The 19,096-nt window shown below is 74.8% G+C and carries 14 protein-coding genes; all 14 read right to left on the bottom strand.

Going from position 1 to position 19,096, the window contains the following annotated elements:
• Window positions 1–37 precede the first annotated feature (37 nt).
• Window positions 38–1,099, bottom strand: a complete 1,062-nt coding sequence (locus ACGFXC_RS30945) for a C45 family autoproteolytic acyltransferase/hydolase (protein WP_393718184.1) — start codon at window positions 1,097–1,099, stop codon at window positions 38–40.
• Window positions 1,096–1,701, bottom strand: a complete 606-nt coding sequence (locus tag ACGFXC_RS30950) for a GNAT family N-acetyltransferase (RefSeq protein ID WP_393718185.1) — start codon at window positions 1,699–1,701, stop codon at window positions 1,096–1,098. Before ACGFXC_RS30950 ends, ACGFXC_RS30945 begins: the two co-directional genes overlap by 4 nt.
• Before the next feature lie 3 nt (window positions 1,702–1,704).
• A complete protein-coding gene (locus ACGFXC_RS30955; protein WP_393718186.1) occupies window positions 1,705–1,980 on the bottom strand; it encodes a phosphopantetheine-binding protein in 276 nt (91 codons plus the stop codon).
• Complete coding sequence (locus tag ACGFXC_RS30960; RefSeq protein WP_393718187.1) at window positions 1,973–3,535, bottom strand: AMP-binding protein; 1,563 nt, start codon at window positions 3,533–3,535, stop codon at window positions 1,973–1,975. Before ACGFXC_RS30960 ends, ACGFXC_RS30955 begins: the two co-directional genes overlap by 8 nt.
• Window positions 3,532–6,837, bottom strand: coding sequence for an amino acid adenylation domain-containing protein (locus ACGFXC_RS30965; RefSeq protein ID WP_393718188.1), 3,306 nt, complete (start codon window positions 6,835–6,837; stop codon window positions 3,532–3,534). Before ACGFXC_RS30965 ends, ACGFXC_RS30960 begins: the two co-directional genes overlap by 4 nt.
• Window positions 6,834–9,125 (bottom strand): class I tRNA ligase family protein, encoded by a 2,292-nt coding sequence (locus ACGFXC_RS30970; protein ID WP_393718189.1) that lies wholly within the window; start codon window positions 9,123–9,125, stop codon window positions 6,834–6,836. Before ACGFXC_RS30970 ends, ACGFXC_RS30965 begins: the two co-directional genes overlap by 4 nt.
• Window positions 9,122–10,303, bottom strand: a complete 1,182-nt coding sequence (locus ACGFXC_RS30975) for an NAD(P)/FAD-dependent oxidoreductase (protein WP_393718190.1) — start codon at window positions 10,301–10,303, stop codon at window positions 9,122–9,124. Before ACGFXC_RS30975 ends, ACGFXC_RS30970 begins: the two co-directional genes overlap by 4 nt.
• Window positions 10,303–11,631, bottom strand: coding sequence for a lysine N(6)-hydroxylase/L-ornithine N(5)-oxygenase family protein (locus tag ACGFXC_RS30980; protein ID WP_393718191.1), 1,329 nt, complete (start codon window positions 11,629–11,631; stop codon window positions 10,303–10,305). Before ACGFXC_RS30980 ends, ACGFXC_RS30975 begins: the two co-directional genes overlap by 1 nt.
• Window positions 11,632–11,676: 45 nt before the next feature.
• On the bottom strand, window positions 11,677–12,945 hold the full coding sequence (locus ACGFXC_RS30985; RefSeq protein ID WP_393718192.1) for an MFS transporter: 1,269 nt from the start codon (window positions 12,943–12,945) through the stop codon (window positions 11,677–11,679).
• On the bottom strand, window positions 12,935–14,302 hold the full coding sequence (locus ACGFXC_RS30990) for an acetyl-CoA carboxylase biotin carboxylase subunit family protein (protein ID WP_393718193.1): 1,368 nt from the start codon (window positions 14,300–14,302) through the stop codon (window positions 12,935–12,937). The genes ACGFXC_RS30985 and ACGFXC_RS30990 overlap by 11 nt, the downstream gene beginning before the upstream one ends.
• The gene (locus ACGFXC_RS30995) at window positions 14,299–15,498 is read right to left on the bottom strand and encodes a saccharopine dehydrogenase C-terminal domain-containing protein (RefSeq protein WP_393718194.1); all 1,200 of its coding nucleotides are present in this window, start codon (window positions 15,496–15,498) and stop codon (window positions 14,299–14,301) included. The genes ACGFXC_RS30990 and ACGFXC_RS30995 overlap by 4 nt, the downstream gene beginning before the upstream one ends.
• Window positions 15,488–16,558, bottom strand: a complete 1,071-nt coding sequence (locus ACGFXC_RS31000) for a saccharopine dehydrogenase (RefSeq protein WP_393718195.1) — start codon at window positions 16,556–16,558, stop codon at window positions 15,488–15,490. Before ACGFXC_RS31000 ends, ACGFXC_RS30995 begins: the two co-directional genes overlap by 11 nt.
• Window positions 16,559–16,648: 90 nt before the next feature.
• Window positions 16,649–17,794, bottom strand: a complete 1,146-nt coding sequence (locus ACGFXC_RS31005; RefSeq protein WP_393718196.1) for a hypothetical protein — start codon at window positions 17,792–17,794, stop codon at window positions 16,649–16,651.
• A gap of 97 nt (window positions 17,795–17,891) precedes the next feature.
• The gene (locus ACGFXC_RS31010) at window positions 17,892–19,088 is read right to left on the bottom strand and encodes an acyl-CoA dehydrogenase family protein (protein ID WP_393718197.1); all 1,197 of its coding nucleotides are present in this window, start codon (window positions 19,086–19,088) and stop codon (window positions 17,892–17,894) included.
• Window positions 19,089–19,096 lie beyond the last annotated feature (8 nt).

Below are 19,096 nucleotides of genomic sequence, written 5' to 3' on the forward strand. Positions count from 1 at the left end.
CGGGCCCTTGGCGCGTGCGGCCCTCCCGCGGGCGGGCCTACAGGGCGAACACCTGCGTGCGCGAGCGCGAGGGGTCGCCCGGGCGCAGGTGGAGCAGGCCCGCCGCGGGGAGCATGACGGCCGCGGCGACGGTGCGTTCGGCGCGGATGTCGCCCCGGTCGGGGACGCAGACCGGGGGCCGGGACAGCAGGGCGAAGTGGTCCTCGGCGGACGCGTCGGCGGGCAGCGCGGACAGTCCCTCGCGGGCGGCGCCCAGCCGGCGCAGCGAGGAGTTGCGGGCGAAGACGTTCAGTTCGTCGGCCGGGGCGAAGTCGGGGTGCAGGAAGTGGTTGGTGTGGGCGAGTTCGCCGGGGGCGGCCTCGGTGACGCGCAGCTCGCCGTCGAGGTGTTCGGCGTACAGGACGCGTTCGCGGTCGCAGAGCATGAGCGAGCGGGAGCTGGTCAGCGGCAGGCCGGCGAGGATCTTCAGGGCTTCGCCGGTGTCCCGGGCGCTGTCCAGGAGGTGGCGGATCGCCAGGTACGGGGGGACGCCGGGGCGCCAGGTGCCGCCGAGGACCAGGTTGAGTCCGACGGCGAGGCCGTCGCTGTTGAGGCCGAGGTAGCCGAGCAGTCCGGCGAAGCTGAGGACCAGCGAGCGCCGGCCGGTTCCGGTGCGGGCGGTCTCCAGGACGGCGATGTGGGTGTCGAGGTCGCCGCTGAGGTCGACGGTCTGGGCGAGGACGGGCGGGCCGCCGGGGCCGGTGCGGGCGTAGGTGGTGCAGTCGCCGGCCGGGCGGACGGCGGAGTAGCCCATGACCTCGCGGCGGATCTGCAGCAGCCAGGCCTCGTCGGCGCTGATCCGGGCCCCGTCGGCGAGGCCCGCCACTTCTTCGGCGAGGTCGGGCAGGGCCGCCTCGACCGCCGCCCGGTGGGCGGCGATCGTCGCCAGCAGGCCGGGCAGGGTGGGGGGCCGGTCGCTGAGGTGGCGCAGGCGGGCGAGCCCGTCGTCGAGGAAGGCCCGCAGCGGGGCGGCCAGGGCGGCCCCGTGTGCGCGGCCGATCTCGTACGGGGTGCCCGCCGTCCGTATGAAGGTGATCCCGTCGGTGGTGGTGGCGCTCATGCCGGTACGGCGTTCTTCGGGCCGCGCGCCAGCAGCGCCCGGACAGCGGGCCATTCGGAGCGGAGCACGCTGTAGAAGACGGCGTCGCGGCGGCGGCCGCCCGGCATGTAGTTGAAGCTGCGCAGGACGCCTTCCTCGGTGGCGCCGATGTTGGCGAGGCCGCGGCGGGCCTGGACGTTGAGGACGTCGGTCTTGAACTCGGCGCGTTCGGCGCCGAGCACCTCGAAGGCGTGCTCCAGCAGCAAGGCCTTGGCCCAGTGGTTGACGCCGCGGCCCCGGAAGTCGCGGCCGAGCCAGGACCAGCCGACCTCCAGGCGGCGGTCGGCCTCGGCCAGGTTGCCGAAGCTCATGCTGCCCGCGGTGCGGCCGCTGTCCTTGTCGGTGATGACGTAGACGAAGCGGCGGCCGGCGGCGTGGTCGGCGAGGTTGGTGTCGAAGAAGGCCTCGAAGTCGGCGTCGGTGTCGACGGCGGCGACGAAGTACCGCCAGATGTCGGGGTCCATGGCGACGGCCCGGACGCCCTCGCGGTCGGCCTCGGTGACCGGGGTGAGGCGGACCCGGTCGTTCTCCAGGACGGCGGCGGCGTGCTCGCTCCAGCTCATGGCTCAGACTCCGGTGGGGGCGTGGTGGCGGGTGAGGGCGGCGGTGACGTCGCGCAGGGTGCGCATGTCGGCGAGGTCGTGCTCGGTGAAGTGGGCGAGGTCGACGCCGGTCTCCTCGCAGACCTCGGTGAGGAAGAGGACCTTGTTGAGGGAGGTCAGGCCGTAGGCGGCGACCATGTCGGCGTCGGCGTCGATGGCGTCGGGCGCGACCTCGGGGATCAGGACGAGGGAGAGCTGGTCGCGGGCTGCCGCTTCGATCTCGGACGGGTTCTCAGGCATGGATTCCGGCCTCCTGGGTGTGCAGCGGGGAGTGGTAGGCGGCCCGGATGTCAGGGCGCTTGGGCTTGTACTGGGAGGTCAGCAGGCCGTTGCCGATGCTGAACGGCGGGTCGGCGACCACGACCCGGCTGATCCGCTCGTCGGGGGCGGTCACGGCGTTGGTGGCGGCGAGCCGGGCGGCGATGGCCCGGGCGTCGGCCGGCCGGGCGGCCGGGGAGACCACGGCGACGAGTTCTGTCTGGGTGGGGCTGAAGACGACGCATTCGGCGATGGCGGGGTCGGCGCGCATCAGTTCCTCGATGGGCCGCACGATGACCTTCTTGCCGTTGTCGAGGACGATGACGTCGTCGGCGCGGCCGTGGACGAACAGGAAGCCGTCCTCGTCGAGGTGGCCGAGGTCGCCGGTGCGGACGGTGCCGTCCGGGGAGAACACCTTCTCGGACTCGCCGGGGCGGGCGTACGCGTAGTGGTTGTTGACGGGGTGGGTGCTGCGGACGCTGATGACCCCGTCCTCGCCGATGACCACCTCCTTGCCGCGGACCGCCTTGCCGACGCTGCCCTCGCGGTGGGCGCCGGGGTGGTTCTTGGTCGCGATGCACGTCTCGTTGAGCCCGTAGCCCTCGAAGATCGCCATCCCGGCGTCGGTGAAGAACCGCAGGACGGCGGGCGAGGCGGGGGCGGAGCCGGTCCACAGGTAGCGGATCCGGTCGCCGAACAGGGCGCGGGCCACCTCGGGCAGGGTGCGTCCGGCGGAGCGGCGCAGCCGGCCCTCGATGGTGCGGCGGGCGCTCTCGTAGAAGGCGGGGACGCCCATGACGACGGTGGGGCGGACCCGGCGCAGGGTCGCGAAGGCGGCCTCGTAGGTGGTGATGGTGACGTCGTGGCCGTGCAGCAGGGCGGAGTAGACCCAGTAGCGCTGCTGGAGGAGGGAGAGCGGCAGGAAGACGAAGAGGTGGTCGTCCGGGGTGTGTCCGAAGATCTCCTGGACGGCGGTGAGCGAGCTGTCGATGCTGCCGGCGGTGGCGCCGAGGCCCTTGGGGACGCCGGTGCTGCCGGAGGTGAACTTGATGGTGGTGACGTCCCGGGCGCCCCAGCGCACGGGCGGCAGCGGGGTGTCGGGGGCGCCGGTGGGTTCCGTCAGCCGCCAGATCCCGTCGGTGGCGAGGGTGTCGGGGACGTCGGTGGGCCGGTCGGTGCAGAGCAGGTGCAGCCCGTAGCGGTCCATGAGGGCGGTGGACGGGGTGAACTTGCCCGGTTCCAGGCCCGCGGTCTGGGCGCCCAGGCGCAGCGCGGCGAGGTCGAGGAGCACCCATTCCAGGCTGTTGGCGGCGAGGATGCCGATGCGGTCGCCGGGTCCGATGCCGTAGGCGTCCCGCAGGTGGTGGGCGAGCCGGCCGGAGCGGGCGTACAGCTCGCGCAGGGTGATGGTGCGGGTGCCGTCGAGGCGGGCGACGGAGATGCTGCCGCCGCCGGGCGGCCCGGAGACGATCCGCCCGATCGTCTCCGGGTCCCCGGCCGTCCGCGGGTCCTCGAACGTCTCCGGGTGCCCGGTCATCGCTCGCCCCCCGGCATGAGCACGGCGGCCATCGCGCGGACGGTGTCCACCTCGGAGAACTGGTCGAGCGTGAGGGTGACGCCGAAGCGCTTGCGGGCGGCGGTGAGGATGCGGGCGGCCGCGATGGAGTCGCCGCCGAGGGAGGCGAGGGTGTCCAGGGCGCCGACGTCGGGGCGGCGCAGGACGGTGGACCAGATGTCGCAGAGGATCTTCTCGGCCTGGGTGGCGGGGGCGCTGGTGCCCGTGGCCGCGCCCGCCGGGCCGTCGGGTCCGGCGGCCGCGTCGGCCGGGAGGGCGGCCAGGGCCGTGCGGTCGACCTTGCCGTTGCGGGTCAGCGGGAGTTCGTCGTGCCACAGGACGGCCGCGGGGAGCATGTAGTCCGGCAGGTCCGAGCGCAGGGCCCGGCGCAGGTCGTTCAGGTGCGGGCGGTGGGTGCCGCTCGGCACGAGGTGGGCGACGAGGCGGTTGCCCCGGGCGGCGACGACGGCGCGGGCGACCTCGGCGAGGGCGGCGAGGCGGGTCTCGACCTCTCCGGCCTCGATCCGGTAGCCGTTGATCTTGATCTGGAAGTCGCTGCGGCCGAGGATCTGGATGTTCCCGTCGGGCAGGTACCGGCCGAGGTCCCCGGTGCGGTACAGGCGTTCGCCGCGGACCGGGTCCGTGAAGAAGCGCGCGGCCGTGCGTTCCGCGTCGCCCCAGTAGCCGCGCGCCAGACCGGTGCCGGCGGCGACGATCTCGCCGGTGACCCAGTCGGGGGCGTCGAGGCCGTCCCGGTCCAGGACGTAGGCCCGGTTGTTGGCGTTGGGGCGGCCGTAGGGGATGGACTCGCCGCCGTCCTCCTCCTCGCCGACGGGGTGCAGGATGTTCCAGATGGTGGTCTCGGTGGGGCCGCCGAGGGAGACCACCTCCAGGCCGGGGATCAGGGCGCGCAGTTGCGCGGGCAGGGCGGGCGGGAGCCGGTCGCCGCTCATCATGACGAGGCGCAGCGCGGGCGGTGCGGCGCCGTCGGCGCGGGCCTGGCCGTGCAGCAGGCCGACGATGGCGGGGACGGAGTTCCACACGCTCACGTCGTGCAGGCGGCACAGGTCGAGCCAGTGCGCGGGGTCGACGGCCTTGTCCCGGTCGGGCATGACGAGGGCCGCGCCGGCCGCGAGGGCGCCGAAGACGTCCCAGACGGAGAGGTCGAAGTTGAAGGCGCTGATGGCCATGAACCGGTCCGCGGGGGTGATCCCGAAGCGCTCCTGGCAGTCGGCGACGACGTTGGCGACGTTGCGGTGGGTGACCATGACGCCCTTGGGGGCGCCGGTGGTGCCGGAGGTGTAGAGGACGTACGCGAGGTCGTCCGGGTGGGATCCGGGGAGCCGGTCGGGGACCTCGGCGCGGCCGGAGCAGGGCCGGGTGAGGTCGAAGGAGGCGCGGGCGCCGGTGTCGGGCCCGCCGGTGTCGGTCAGGACGCAGCGCACCCGGCCGTCGGCCAGCATGTACTCCTGCCGGGCGGCGGGCAGGGCGGCGTCCACGGGCAGGTAGGCGGCTCCGGCGAGCACCGTGGCGAGGATGCCGACGATCTGTTCGGGGCCGCGCCGCATGACGAGGCCGACGAGCTCGCCGCGGCCGACGCCCTGTCCGCGCAGCCAGGTGGCGGCGGTGGCGGCCCGGTGCAGGAGCTCCCCGTAGCTCATGGTGCGGTCGCCGGTCAGGACGGCGGGCGCGGCGGGGGTGCGGGCGGCCTGGGCGACGATGGCGTCGCCGAGCATCTCGTCGGGCAGCGCGACGGCGGTGTCGTTGGCCTCGCGGCGCCGTTCGCGCTGGGCGGGCGGCATCAGGTCGAAGCTGTGGCGCTGCCAGGCCGCCTCGTCGACGAGCGCGCCGAGCAGGGTTTCGTAGCCGTGCGCGAGGTCGTCGAGGAGTCCCTCGCAGAAGAGTTCGTCGATGCCGTCGAGCTGGACGACGAGCGCGCCGTGCTGCTCCATCGCGAAGGCGTTCAGCCACACCTGCGGGGTCTGGCTGACGGAGAAGACCTCCTTGCCGAAGAGTTCGAGGGCGGAGCCGTCCACCTCGCTGCTGACGTGTCCGATGGCGCTGTTGAAGGTGAAGGGCATCCGCGCGCCGGCCACCCCGCCGCGGCGGCGGGCCAGTTCCTTCAGGACCTCGACGCCGGAGAAGTGGCGGTGGTCGATGTCGGTGTGCAGGCGGGTCTGGAGGGCCTTGGCGCGCTGTGCGAACGGCAGGGCGCGGTCGATCGCGGCCTCGACGAGCAGGGTGTCGGAGAACTGGCCGATCGCCTCGAAGACGCGGGGGTGCACGGGCGGCCGGTTCGCGACGGTGGTGGTGAGGGTGAACCGGTCCCCGGCGCCCCAGGTCGCCAGGGTCTCCGCGTACGCGGCGAGCAGCAGCGCGGAGGGGGTCAGCCCGGCCGCGGCCGCCCGGTCCTTGAGCGCGCTCCACCGCGCGCGGTCCAGGCGGACCCGGCGCTGGGTGAAGCGGGTGCCGTTCAGGGCGGCGGGGCTGGTGCGCAGCGGCAGGTCGGGGTGGGGGGCCAGGTCGTCGCAGCGGTCGGTCCAGTACTGGCGCGAGCGCCGGGCGGGGGCGCGGTCGCGGGCGTGCTCCAGGGCGGCGACGTAGTCCTTGTAGGGGAGTTCCTCGTGGACCTCGGCGGCGGGGTTCTGGTAGGCGTGCCACCAGGCGCGGAAGAACAGGAACATGCTGATCCCGTCCATCACGAGCCCGTCGTGGCCGACGTGCAGCACCATCCGGTCGTCGCCGAGGATGGTCGCGTCGACGGTGAGCAGGGGGGCCTGGTCGGCGGGGAGCACCTGGTGGGAGCGCATCTCGCGCAGTTCGGCGCGGATCAGTTCCTGCTGGCGCCGGTCGTGGGCGCGCAGGTCGAGGACGCCGATGCGCGGGGCGTGGTCGCCGTGCTCGGTGGCCTGGCGTTCGTCGGACAGGAAGCGGGAGCGCAGGGCGCTGTGCGCGGCCACGACGGTGTCGAGGGAGGCCTGGAGCCGGTCGAGGTCCCAGTCCCCCTCGATCTCGTGGAAGACGTGGCTGGCGACGTCGCCGATCTCGAAGATGCCGCTGCGGCCGAGGTGGTAGCTGCGCTGGAGCGGGGTGAGGGGGAAGCCGGGGCCGTGTCCGGCCTCGCGGGCGAGGTGGGCGACCAGGTCCGGCTTGGCGGCCTTGAGCCGGGCGATGAACTCCGGGTCCATCCGCTCGCGGCTGCCCTGGAGGCGCAGGTCGCCGTCGGTGAGGGTGACGGACAGTCCGCGCTCGGCTATCTCGCGCAGGATGCGGCGGCTGTTCATCGGGCCTCTCCGGAGGTCAGGGCGGTGACGGCGGCGGGCTCGGCGCGCTCGGCGAGGACGGCGGCGAGCTCGGCGAGGGTGCCGCCGTGCAGGAGTTCGTCCATGGACAGGTCGACGTCGAGGGTGTCGAGGATCTGGTACTGGACGGTGACGGCCTGGAGGGAGCCGGCCGCGAGCTGGGTGAGGGTGCGGTGGGAGATCGGCTCGTCCTCGCCCAGGCGCAGGGCGGTGCGCACGACGGCGGTGAGCCAGGGCGTGAGCTCCGGTTCGGCGGAGGGCGCGGACTGCGGGAGCCCTGCGGACCGTGCGGGCTCGGCGGGGCGGAAGAAGACGGCGTCGGCGAGGGTGACGGCGCTGCCGGGGGCGAGGAGTTCGACGTGACGGGGCCACGTGTCCGGGGCGCCGGCGCCGAGGGCGGCGGCGAGCCGGGCGGCGAAGCGGGGCATGACGGGGGCGGCGGCGTGCGCGAGGAGGCGGGCGGCGGCCAGTTCGAGGGCGACGGCGGTGCGGTTCTCGCTCTCCCAGCCGGGGGCGTCGGTGAGGAGGCCTTCGGCGCGGGTGAAGCGGACGGTGTCGCGGACGATGCCGTCGAGTTCGGCGGCGGCCTGGTTCAGGGAGAAGGAGTCGTTCTGCAGGGCGCCGGTGACGGCGGCCAGGCGGGTGCCGAGCCGGGCGAGGAAGGCGGAGTGCTCGGCGGTCCAGTTCCCGGCGTCCGGGGCCTGGCCCCCGTGGTGCTTGGCGACGCGCAGGCCGAGGTCGTTCAGCCACTGCTGCCAGGTGCCGATGAGGGTGTCGGTGAGGGTGGCCTCGTAGGCGGCGCGCCGGAAGTCGGTGCGCGTCCCCTCGGGGCGGGTGGCGGCCAGGAAGTAGCGGACGGAGTCGACGGTGTCGGGGGTGAGGATCTCCTTGCCCCAGATGGCGTGCCGGCGGCTGGTGGAGAACTTCTCCCCTTCCAGCAGGTAGAACTCGTTGACGTGGTAGTCGATGTCGGGGGTCCAGCCGGGGAAGGCGAGCTGGTAGAGGACCGGGTAGAGCACCGCGTGGTAGAAGCTGTTGTCGTAGCCGAAGAAGTGGACGATCTTCCAGTCGGCGGCCGGGGCGGCGGCCTTCCAGGGCTTGCCGAGGCGGGCGCCGAGGGACTGGATGCCGTGCAGGAACCCGTAGCTCATCTCGGGCCAGACCCAGATGACCTGGCCTTCGGTGCCGTCCTCGCGCGGCTCGACGCCCCAGCCGGAGGGGTGGGTGAGGGGGATGGACAGGTCGGGGCGGCGGAAGAGGCGGTCGGCCAGTTCGCGCAGCCGGGCGGGGACCCGGCCCAGCCGGTGGTGGGCCCGCACGTCACCGGCGTAGGCGTGCAGGGGCAGGGTCCAGCGGGCGGCCGGGGCCGTGGCCGGCGGGGCGTCGGAGCGGGCCGAGCGGGGGCCGGTCAGGTCGGCGACGGTGTTGGGCTCGCCGCACTCCTCGCAGATGTTGCCGGAGGTGGTGGTGCCGCAGCCGGGGCAGCCGCCCTTGACGTCGGCCTCGTAGAGGTAGTCGCCGGTGGTGGCGTCGTAGAGGGCGTCGGTCTCGGTGACGGCGATCTCGCCGGAGGCGACGACCTGCCCGAAGAAGTCCCGCAGGCCCTCGCGGTAGGCCGGGTCCTGGTCGGTGACGGTGTACTGGTCCAGCGGTATGTCCATCAGCCGCAGGGTCTCGGCGATCTCGGCGCTGTAGTGGGCGGCGGTCTCGGCGGGGGTGCGGCCGTCCTGGGCGGCGGCGCCCAGGACGTAGCTCTGGTAGTCGTCGCTACCGGTGAGGTGGTAGGCCTCGGCGCCGGTCATGCGCTGGTAGCGGGTGAAGGCGTCGGCGCCGAGGTAGGGGCCGGACAGGTGGCCCAGGTGCAGGTCGCCGTTGGGGGTGGGCGGGGTGGAGAAGACGAAGACGGGGCGCTCGCCGAAGCCCTTGCGGACGGGGGCGGCCGCGGAGACCGCGGCCCGCTCGGCGTCGCGCCAGTACTGGGTGAAGAAGACGAGGTCGCCCTCCGAGGTGTTCTCCAGTACGTGGGACTCGAAGGGCTCGAAGAGGATGACGGTGCCGGGGGCGGCCGGGTGGCGGCCGCCGTCGATGACGAACTCGCCCCGGCCGGAGACGACGACGAACAGTTCGGTCTCGTCGTGCCGGTGGCTGTCGGTGGCGCGACCGGGTGCGACGCGCCCCCAGCCGGCGCCGGTGCCCAGCCCCTCGACGCCGCTCATGTCGATGCCGAACGCCTGCTCCAGGACGTCGGCGTCATAACTCGCGATGATCATGTCGTGGCCTTTCGCGGGGACGGGAGGGAGGGGATCAGACCGGCGGCGCGGGCGGCGAGCGCCGGGGCCAGCCGGTAGCCGGCACCGCCCGCCGCGCCCGCGAACACGAGCCGGCCGAAGGGGTCCAGCGGGGTGACCAGCGGGGTGCCGTCCGGCCCGTACGCGTCGCAGAAGACCCGGCCGGAGCGGCAGTGGGCGGCCAGGTCCGGGGCGTAGCGGGTGAGCAGGGCCCGGCCCTCGCGCAGGTGTCCGGCGGTGGGCGCCGGGTCGACGGCGCCGGGGTCGACGTCCCATTCCCGGCAGGTGTAGCTGAGCAGCCAGTGCCCGCGGTGGTGCAGGGGCAGCAGGAAGGCGTCCTCGTCGTGCAGGACGACGGCCCGGTCCCCGGGGGCGGGCGCCCGCTCGACATGCAGGGCGACGACCTTCTTGACCCGGGCCCCGAGCGGGGCGACCAGCTCCCGCCAGGCGGGTTCGGCGAGCCAGGGCCCGGGGGCGATCACCACGTGGCCGGCGTCCAGGGTGGCGCCGCCGGTCAGGGTCAGCCGGGCGCCGCCGGGTCCGGCGGCGACGGACAGGGCCGCGACGCCCTCGCGGAAGGAGGCCCGGCCGCGCAGTTCGGCGGCGAGGAGCTGGGTGAGGGCGTGGACGTCCGCGTACTGGCAGCCGTCCCCCTCCCAGGCTCCGAAGTGGGCGGGCAGCCTCGGTATGCAGGGCGGGAGTTCGCCGGTCCAGCGGAGTTTGGCCTCGGGCAGGTAGACCTCGCGCAGCCGCTCCTCGGCGGCCTCGGGGGCCAGGACGCTCATGCCGAGCGGGTGGATGGGCAGGCCGGGGCGGGCCGCCGCGAGGTCGGCGTAGAAGCGCTCGCTCTCGGCGGCCAGGGTGCGGACGGTGTCGTTGGCGCCGCGCGGGAAGTGCAGCCCGGCCGAGCGGCGGGTGGCGCCGGAGCCGATCATGTCCCGGTCGAGGACGGTCACGGTGGCGGCCGGGTCCCGGGCCAGCACCTCGCGGGCGATGAGGACGCCGAGGATCCCGGCGCCGACGACGGCCACGTCGCAGCGCGCCCCGGTGGGGCCGCCCGCCCGGGGCGCGGTGCGGCGGTAGGCGCCGGGCCCGGTGACGTCGGCGGGGGCGGAGGCGGCGGCGGGGGCGGGGGCGGGGGCGACGTCGGCGGGGGCCATCAGGCGCTCCACCGTTCGTCCTGCGGTGCCTTCGTGGACCACTCGATGAAGGAGGCCAGCTGCTCGTCCCCGCGTACGCCGCACAGCCGGTCGGCGATGCGCCGGCTGCGCCAGGCGTTGAGGCTGAGGTTGGGGTCGGCGAGGCCGCGCTGCCCGCGCACCCCGTTCTGGACGAAGATCCGGCGGTCGGCGGGGCCGTCCCAGCGGACGGCGTAGTCCTCGTCGACGCGCAGTTCCTCGCCCTCGTGCTCCAGCCGGCCGGTCAGCGGCGCGAGGAAGTCCATGGCGGCGGGGCGGTAGCCGGTGGCCCAGACGACCACGTCGGCCTCGAAGCGCTCCACCGACTCCGGCTCGCCGGTGTGGCGGGCGCAGACCTCCCAGCCGCCGAAGGGCCCGGCGCTGACGTCGAAGACCTCGCGGCCCGGGTGCAGGGCGACCAGGTCCTCGTTGCCCTCGACGAACCGGTGGACGTAGATGGTCTGGTAGATCTCGCGCAGCGTGGACTCGGAGATGCCGTCGCTGGTCAGGATGTTGCGGGAGTTCAGCGACTGGCGGCGCTCGCGCGGCAGTCCGTAGAAGTAGTCGGCGTGGCTGGGCATGTAGTAGTCGTTCGTGAAGGGCGAGTCGTCGATCGGGAAGTAGTTCTGCCGGCGCGAGATCCAGGAGACGCGGCGGGGCAGTTCCCAGCCGCCCCGGGAGATCAGGTCGAGGAAGGCCTCGGCGCCGGACTGGCCGCCGCCGATGACGACGACCCGCTTGCCGCCGACGTCGCGGGCGGCGTTCAGGTAGTCGGCGACGTGGAACTGGGTGGGGCCGAGCCGTCCTTCGCCCTGCGGCGGCACCCAGGGGCGGCTGCCGACGCCGACGACGACGTTCTCGGCGGTCAGGGCCCGCTGGTCGGTGAGGACGGTGAACACGCCGAGTCCGTCGTCGAAGCCGACCTCCCGGACGCCCTCGCCGAAGACGATGTTCTCGTTGCGGCGGCTCGCCCAGGCCAGGTAGTTGCGGAACTCCAGCCTCGGCACGTCGTCGAACTGGGCGTTGAGGAAGTGGTAGACCCGCCCCTTGGCGTGCAGGTAGGCCAGGAACGAGAAGGGGCTGGCCGGGTCGGCGAGGCTGACCAGGTCCTTGAACTGGGAGACCTGGAGGGTGGTGCCCGGGATCTGCTGGCCGTCGTGCCAGCTGAAGGACTCCTTGCGGTCGAGGAAGAGATTGGGTACGTCCGGCCTGCTGTGCAGCAGGGAGGCCAGGCTCAGGTTGGCCGGGCCCACGCCGACGCCCAGGCAGCGGAAGTGTGTGATGCCGGGCCGGAAGCTCTCGTGCCCCATGGTCGGAACCTCTCGTTCGATCGGTAGGGAAGGGGGGGTGGGGACTCAGGCCGCGGCCGGACGCGTGCGTACGGCGACCAGGCCGAACAGGGTGGCGAGCAGGGAGCAGGCACCGACCATCGGCCAGACGAGCGGGCCGAACTGGAGGAAGAGCCAGGTGCCGGCCATCGGCCCGAGGGCGGAGCCCAGGCCGAAGACGAACTGGAAGCTGCCGATGTAGCGCGAGCGCAGCGCCTCGGGGCCGGCGGAGGCCGGGTAGGCGAAGACGGCGGGTCCGCCGAGGATCTCGCCCAGGGACCAGATCAGGGTGCCGATGATCACGGCGGCGGGCCCGATCGGCAGTCCGTAGCAGGCGACTCCGGCCCCGACGAGGGCGAAGCCCAGGCCGATGGTGATCTTCAGGGGCCAGCGCTGGGAGACCTTGGTGACCAGCAGTTCGAAGGCGATGACGAGGGAGCCGTTGAGCGCGACCGCGAAGGTGTACCAGAAGAGCGCGATGTGGGCGTCCTTCAGGGACAGCGGGAGGGTGGAGAGGTACTGCATGTAGACGGCCGAGTGGAAGAAGGCGGCGACGAGGTAGAGCAGGTAGCGGCGGTCGCGCAGGACCGCGCCGTAGCCGCCGGTGGCCGCGTCCCGGTCCGTCGCCCCGGCCTTACGGGTACCGGTACGGGTACGGGTACGGGCGGGCAGCGTGGCCCGGGCGACGAGCGCGTAGGCCAGGGCGAGGGCGGCCTCGCCCCAGAACAGCAGGGTGTAGGTCTGTCCCCCGGCGTGGTAGAGGGCGTAGCCGAGCAGCGGGGCGACGGTCGCCCCGACGTTGAGGCCGAAGCGGTACATCGCGAAGATCATGATCTGCCGGTCGCCGTCGGTCTGCTCGGCGAGCAGGGTGGCCGAGGCGGGGCGGAACAGCTGGGCGCCCAGGCTGACCAGCGCGATGGCGCCGAGCAGCGGCGCGAAGCCGGGCAGGTAGAGGAGGGCGGCGGTGAGCACGGCGGTGCTGCTCATGGACAGGACGGTGGCGCCGCGGATGCCGAGCCGGTCGGCGAGGGTGCCGCCGGCCAGGGAGCCGGCGACGGCCCCGGCCCCGTAGACGCCCAGCGCGATGACGGTGTGTCCCTTGGAGTGGCCCCGGGAGGTGAGGAAGAGGACGAGGAAGACGTGCAGGAAGCCGCTGAGCCGGTTGACGAGCACCCCGGCCAGTACGGTCTTCACCGCGCGCGGGGCCTCCTTGAAGGTCGCCCACACCCCGGGGGCGGGCCGGGCCGGGGCCCCGGGCCGCGGGGCGGCTTCGGCGGGGCGGACGTCAGTGCTCACCGGCGGCCTCCTGCGGTTCGATGACGACGGTGACGGCGGCCCGGACGGACCGCTCCAGCTCGTCGAGGCCTTCGGGGGTCGGGGCGTCGATGAGGAAGGTCACCGCCCGGTCCTCGGAGCTGGCGAGCGGGCGCAGCCGGGCCCCGGCCTCCTGGAGGACGAGGAGCGCGCGCAGGGCGGCCGGGTCCGCGGCCTCCCCGGGCGGCCACTCGGGCCACATGCCGGCCTCGCCCACCCACAGCGGGCGTACGCCGGGCCAGTCGAGGGTGACGTCGGCGAGGACGCCGGGGGTGTGGTCCAGGTAGACCTGGCGGGCGAAGCGGCGCGGGGCCGGGTAGGCGGCGTCCTCCCCGAGGGCGATCTTGATGATCTCGGGTTCCATCGGGCGTCCGGTGGCCAGGTGGTAGAGGGCGAGCAGGCCGTCGCCGGGGGTGCGGGCGGCGACCTCCATCAGGCAGGGGCGGCCGTCGGCGCCGACGCGCCATTCGGCGTGGGCGATGCCGTCGCGGAAGCCGAGGGCGTCCAGCATCCGCCGGTTGGCGTCGAGCAGGGCCGCGTCCGCGTCGCCGGGGGCGCTGGGGACGGAGTGGGCCAGCTCCACGAAGGTGCGGGCACCGGATTCGGTGGTCTCCTTGCGGGTGACGGAGGTGAAGACGGGCTCGCCGTGCTGGACGAGGGACTCGACCGAGTACTCCTGGCCGGTGACCTTCTCCTCGATCAGTACGGTCTCGTGGGCGGGGTACTCGGCCAGCAGGACGCGCATCGCGGCGGCGTCCTCGACGGCGACCACGCCCGAACTGGAGTGCCGGGTGGCGGGTTTGGCGACGACCGGGTAGGCCAGCGCGGTCAGGTCGGCGTCCTCGCGTCCGCCGGGCGGCACCACCAGGCAGGCGGGGCCGAAGGCGTCGAGGTACCAGCGCTGGAGGTACTTGCTGCGGCACACGCGGGTGGCGCGCGGTCCGGGTCCGCGCAGGCCGAGGGCGTCGCAGAGCAGGCCGGTCTGCTCGACCAGGGTCTCGCCGACGGCGTACGCGCCGCGCACGTCGTAGCGGCCGTGCCAGGCGCGGGCCCGGGCGGCGAAGCCGGGGGTGAAGGAGCCTTCGAGGTCGAGGGAGCCGTCGACGTAGGCGATCTCGTCGATCAGGAAGGCCGGGTGCTCGGGGTCCTTGCGGGCGGTCTCGGCGGCCTCGCGGTGGCTCTCGGGGGTGATCAGGAGGATCTTCAGGCCGCGGGCGGCGAGTTCCTCCAGGTAGCGGGGGTTTCGGCAGACGACCCGGAAGGCACCGGTGAGGACGAAGGCCGCGGGGAGCGGGCGGGGGGCTGCGGGCCGGGCCGGGGGCGCGGTCGGGTCGGTCATGCCGGGACTCCTGAGGGGGTGGAGGAGGTTTCTTCGCGGGTGCCGCCCAGGCCGTGGGCGGCGAGGAAGGTGAGCCAGCGGGTGGTCTCCCGGGGGGTCTCGGCCGCCCGGTTGAGGCCGGCCGGGAGGGCGCCGGTCAGGATCCGGGTCACGCCGTAGGCGACGGGGAGGCTGACGCAGCGGGCCATCGCGGACTCGTCGGCGTCGCCGGTGAGGTCCAGCAGGTGGGAGCCGCTCCAGCGGGTCCCGGCGGCGGTGCGCAGTTCCAGGGAGACGGACAGCACGACGCGGTCGCGGTCGGCGGGGGTGGTGGGGTGGCGGGCGGCGAGGGCGGCGGCCAGGGCGCGGACGGCCTCGGGGTCGCCGGTGGAGACGGTGTCGAAGACCTCCTTCCAGGCCGTCCGCCAGCCCGCGTTGCGCAGCGTGCCGCGGACGAAGGTGGCGAGCTGCCACTGGTCGGGCATGCCGTACTGGGCGACGAAGGGGAGGCTGTCGCGGTTGGGGTAGACCTCGAACTCCTCGCCCGCCAGGGTCAGCGGCCGGGTGGCCTCCCAGGGGCGGGCGGCGGTCCGCTCGGCCCCGCCGTCGATGTGCCGGGCCGGCGAGCCGAGGGCCGCCAGCACCCCGTACGGGGCCCAGCTGAAGCGGTAGCGGAAGGAGTTGGGGACCGCCGGGACTCCGCCGCAGTAGGAGGTGAACACGGCGGTCGCCGGGGCCGGTCCGAGGGCCTCGCGGGCCCGGGCGACCAGGTCGTGGGCCATCAGGTGGTCGATGCCGGGGTCGAGTCCGGCCTCGGCCAGGACGACGGTGCGGGCCGCCCCGGCGGCTTCGGCGGCCAGCGCGGCCAGTTCCGGGGTGACGTAGCTGGTGCAGGCGAAGTGGGCGCCCCGCTCGGCCGCCAGCCGCAGCAGCGGGGCGTGTTCGGCGGCCGGGAGCATGGAGACGAGGACGTCTCCGGGGCCCACCCCGGCCGCCAGGGCGGCCGGGGTGAGGGCGCGGACTTCCGCGCGGCCCGCCAGGCCGTGGGCGGCCAGGCGGGCGGCGGCGCGCTCGGCGGTGCGGTCCCACAGGACCACCCGGCGGGCGCGCTCGCAGACGAGGGAGAGGCCGGAGCGGCCGGTGGACAGGCCGGTGCCTATCCAGTGGACGGTGCCGGACGCCGGGGCCGCGCCGGGCGCGGGCTGATCAGTGGTCAAGGGGTGCCTCCTGGGCTTCGGCTGCCGTCCGGTAGGTGGTCAGGGCGCGGTCCCAGACGCCGTCCCGGCCGCCCAGCCGCGCCAGGTGCGGGGCGAGCTCGGCGGAGAAGGCGGTGCTGGCCTCGACGGGGAGGAGGGAGGGGAGGTTGTCGATGGCGATGAGGTCGAGGCGGGGCGCCTCGGCGCGCAGGGTGCGGACGGGTTCGGTCCAGGTGGTGGTCTCGTCGTAGACGGGCAGGACGTTGCAGTCGGAGGTGACGTCACAGGTGACGTCGCTGAGCACGGACAGCCGCCGGGCCGGGTCGTCGAGGTCGGCCTTGGCCAGGAAGGGCGCCACGGGGGTGGTGGTCAGGACGGTGTTGACCATCAGGTCGTGGGCGAGCAGGGCGGCCCGGTCCAGGGAGCGGGTCTCGGGCAGGTCCCAGCGGGTGGGCGCCAGTCCGGCCCGTTCCAGCGCGTCGCAGGCGCCGCGGCCGCTGCGCCCGAGCGCGCCGACGACCAGGGCGGTGGTGGGGTCCCCGGCGGTTCCGCCCGAGGCGAGCAGGGCGTCGAGGGAGGCCCGGTCGGTGGGGCGCAGCGGGGTGGTGAGCGCGCCGCGGTGGTGCAGGACGGCGAGGGCGGCGCCGACGTAGCCGGCCCAGTAGCCGAACGCGGCGACGCGGCGGCCCGCTTCGTCGGTGAGGTACTCCAGGTCGAGGAGGGCGCCGCCGCCCGCGGTGAAGCGGGAGAGCAGTGCGCCGGCGCCGGCCTGGCCCTTGTAGGCGTGGGCGAAGTAGATGTGACGGTGGCGCAGGGCGGGGGCGTCCGGTCCGGAGGGGAGTTCCTTGAGGCCGAGGACGTGGGCGGTGTCGGGGGCCTGTTCGTGCCAGGAGGCGGTGGGGGCGGTGGCGCAGCCCGCGGCGGCGTACGCGGCGAGGGGGAAGGCGCGCTGCTGCGACTCCTCGACGGTGATCCGGACACCGGCCCCGACGAGGCGGGCGGCGTCCTCGGGGGTGAGGGGGGCACGCCGCTCGGTGGGGCGGGCCTCGTGACGCATCCAGAGGTGAATACGGTCCGACATGGTGCGGTTTGTCCTGTCTGAAGGCATAGGGGTGGTAGACCCCCGGCCTGATCGCGGTTGCGGGGGCGGCGTCCTGGAGGTGCCTGCGCGCTAGAGGTGCGGGATCCGGGCGTTCGCCAGAGGGCGGTAGGCGGGGGTCGCGGTGGTGGTCAAGCCTGCCGTGCGCAGTTCGCCGACGACGGCGCTCGCCAGGGCCACCGCGAGCTCCCCGCCCGGGCAGCGGTGGGCCGCCGCGCCGAAGGTGAAGATCACGGGATTCACCCGGCCGGGGAGCAGGGTGTGGGGGTCGGGGTTGACGGCGGGGTCCCGGTTGGCGGCGGCGAGCACCACCAGCAGCTGCTGGCCCGGCTCCACCGTGGAGCCCGCGTGGGTGAAGGCCCCGGCCGCGAACCGGCGGGTGTTCTGGACGGGGGCGTCGTGGCGGACCACCTCGCGCACCAGCGCCGCCGTGTCGGGGGCGGCCGCGCCGCGGGCGAGGGCGACCAGGGTGTTGCCGATGAGCCCGGCGGTGGCGTCGTAGGTCTGCGAGAGGAAGCCGATGGCGTTGGAGAGCAGCGCTCCGAGCTCCACCCGTCCGTCCCGGTCGGCGGCCCGCACCAGTTCGGCGAGCAGCCCCCGCGCGGGGCCGGCTCCGGCGGGGGCGGCCGCGGCCGCGTCCAGCCCGGGACCCAGCAGCGCCCGCAGCCGGACGGCGGCCGCCCCGGCCGCCGTGTGGTCGGCGGCGGTGGCGGTGGCCGGGATGCAGCGGACGAAGTCGCCGATCGCCCGGGCCGCCTCGCGCTCGGCCCCGCCCGCCAGCCCGCAGAGCACCGCGATCACCCGGGCCGGAACCCCGAACATCAGCTCCTCGTACGGGACGTCACCGCCCGCGGCGAGCGCCTCGCGGGTGAAGCGGGCCGCCAGTGCGGCCGCGTGCGCGGTGTCGGCGCGGGCCAGGGCCCCCGCGACGACCCCCTTCAGGCGGGCGGCCGCCGCGCCGTCCGTCATCCGCACCAGAGCGCCGAACACCTCCCCGGCCGCCGTCCCGGCGATCCCCGCCGGGACGGGCTCGGCCACCGGCCGCACCCGCAGCACCGCGCTGCCCAGCACCGCGCGCACCGCGGCCGCGTCCGCGGCCACCCATGCCCCGAGCACCTCGTCGAAGGCGAAGGGGCGCTCGGCCACCAGGCGCGCGTAGAAGGGGTAGGGGTCCGCGAGGCGGACGGCCTCGACGGGGGTGACGGTGGTGGTGCTCACGAAGTCTCCTTGCTGAACGGGCGGTACGGGCTGAGCGGGCGGTACGGGCTGAGCGGGCGGCGGGAGCGGCGGCACGGCCGGCCGGGGCGCGGCCGAGTCAGGCCGCCGTCACCCGGGCCGCCCTGCGCATGTCGAGGGAGCCCGCGATGGCCATCCGCAGCACCTCCGAGGTGCCCTCGTAGATGCGCAGGGAGCGGATCTGCCGGTACAGCCGCTCGGTGACCGACCCCTGCACGATGCCCGCCGCGCCGAGCAGCTGCACGGCGGAGTCGACCACCTCCTGGGCGGCCTCGGTGGCGTGCACCTTGGCGATGTTGGAGTGCCGGGCGAAGCGGCGGCTGCCCCGGTCGGTCTCCCAGGCGGCCCGCGCCACCAGCAGCGCGGCCGCGTTCAGCCGCACCTCCATGTCGGCGAGGGAGGCCTTGACCAGCTGGAGGTCGAAGAGCGTCGCCCCGTACGCCTCCCGGCCCAGGACGTGGGCGAGCGCGGTGTCGAAGGCCCGCCGGGCGAAGCCGAGCGCGGCCGCGCCGACCGTCGTGCGGAACCGCTCCAGCAGATCGACGGCGACCACGAACCCCTTGCCCGGCCTGCCGAGCAGCGCGTCCGCGGGCAGCCGGCAGTCCTCGAAGGACAGGTGCGCGAAGGAGCGCGGGGCGATGGCGTCCACCCGCTCCACCCGCAGTCCGGGCGTCCCGCTCGGCACCAGGAAGGCCGACAGGCCCAGCGGGCCGGGCCCCTGGCCGGTGCGGGCGATCACCACGAACACGTCGGCGATGGTCCCGTTGGCGATCCACGCCTTGCGCCCGCTGAGCACGTACGAGCCGTCCGCCGGGTCCCGGACCGCTGCCAGCCCCACCGAGGCCAGGTCCGAACCGGCCTCCTTCTCGGAGACCGCGAAGGCCCCGATCAGGGTTCCGGCGGCCATCCCGGGCAGGTAGCGGCGCCGCTGCGCCTCGCTGCCGAAGCGCAGCAGCGGGGTCGCGGCCAGCGCCTGGATGGAGAAGGCGAAGTCGGCCAGGTCCTCGGCGTACGCGAGGGCCTCGCGGCGCAGGCAGACGGCCCGGAAGTCGTCCACCGGCGCGCCCCGCGGGTCCAGTTCGGCGAGCCAGCCCGCCGCGCCGAGGGCGCGCACGAGGCGGCGTCCGGCGGCGTCCGGGTCGAGGGCGCGGATCTCCTCCCACAGCACCCGGTTGCTGTCGCACCAGGCCCCGGCCGAGGCGGCGAGCCGGCGGTGGGAGTCCTCGTAGAAGGGCAGGGCGATGACCTCGGGGTCGAAGCTCGTCGTCAGTTCCATCGTCCGGC

The organism is Streptomyces sp. NPDC048507 (assembly GCF_043199995.1).
Lineage (GTDB): Bacteria > Actinomycetota > Actinomycetes > Streptomycetales > Streptomycetaceae > Streptomyces.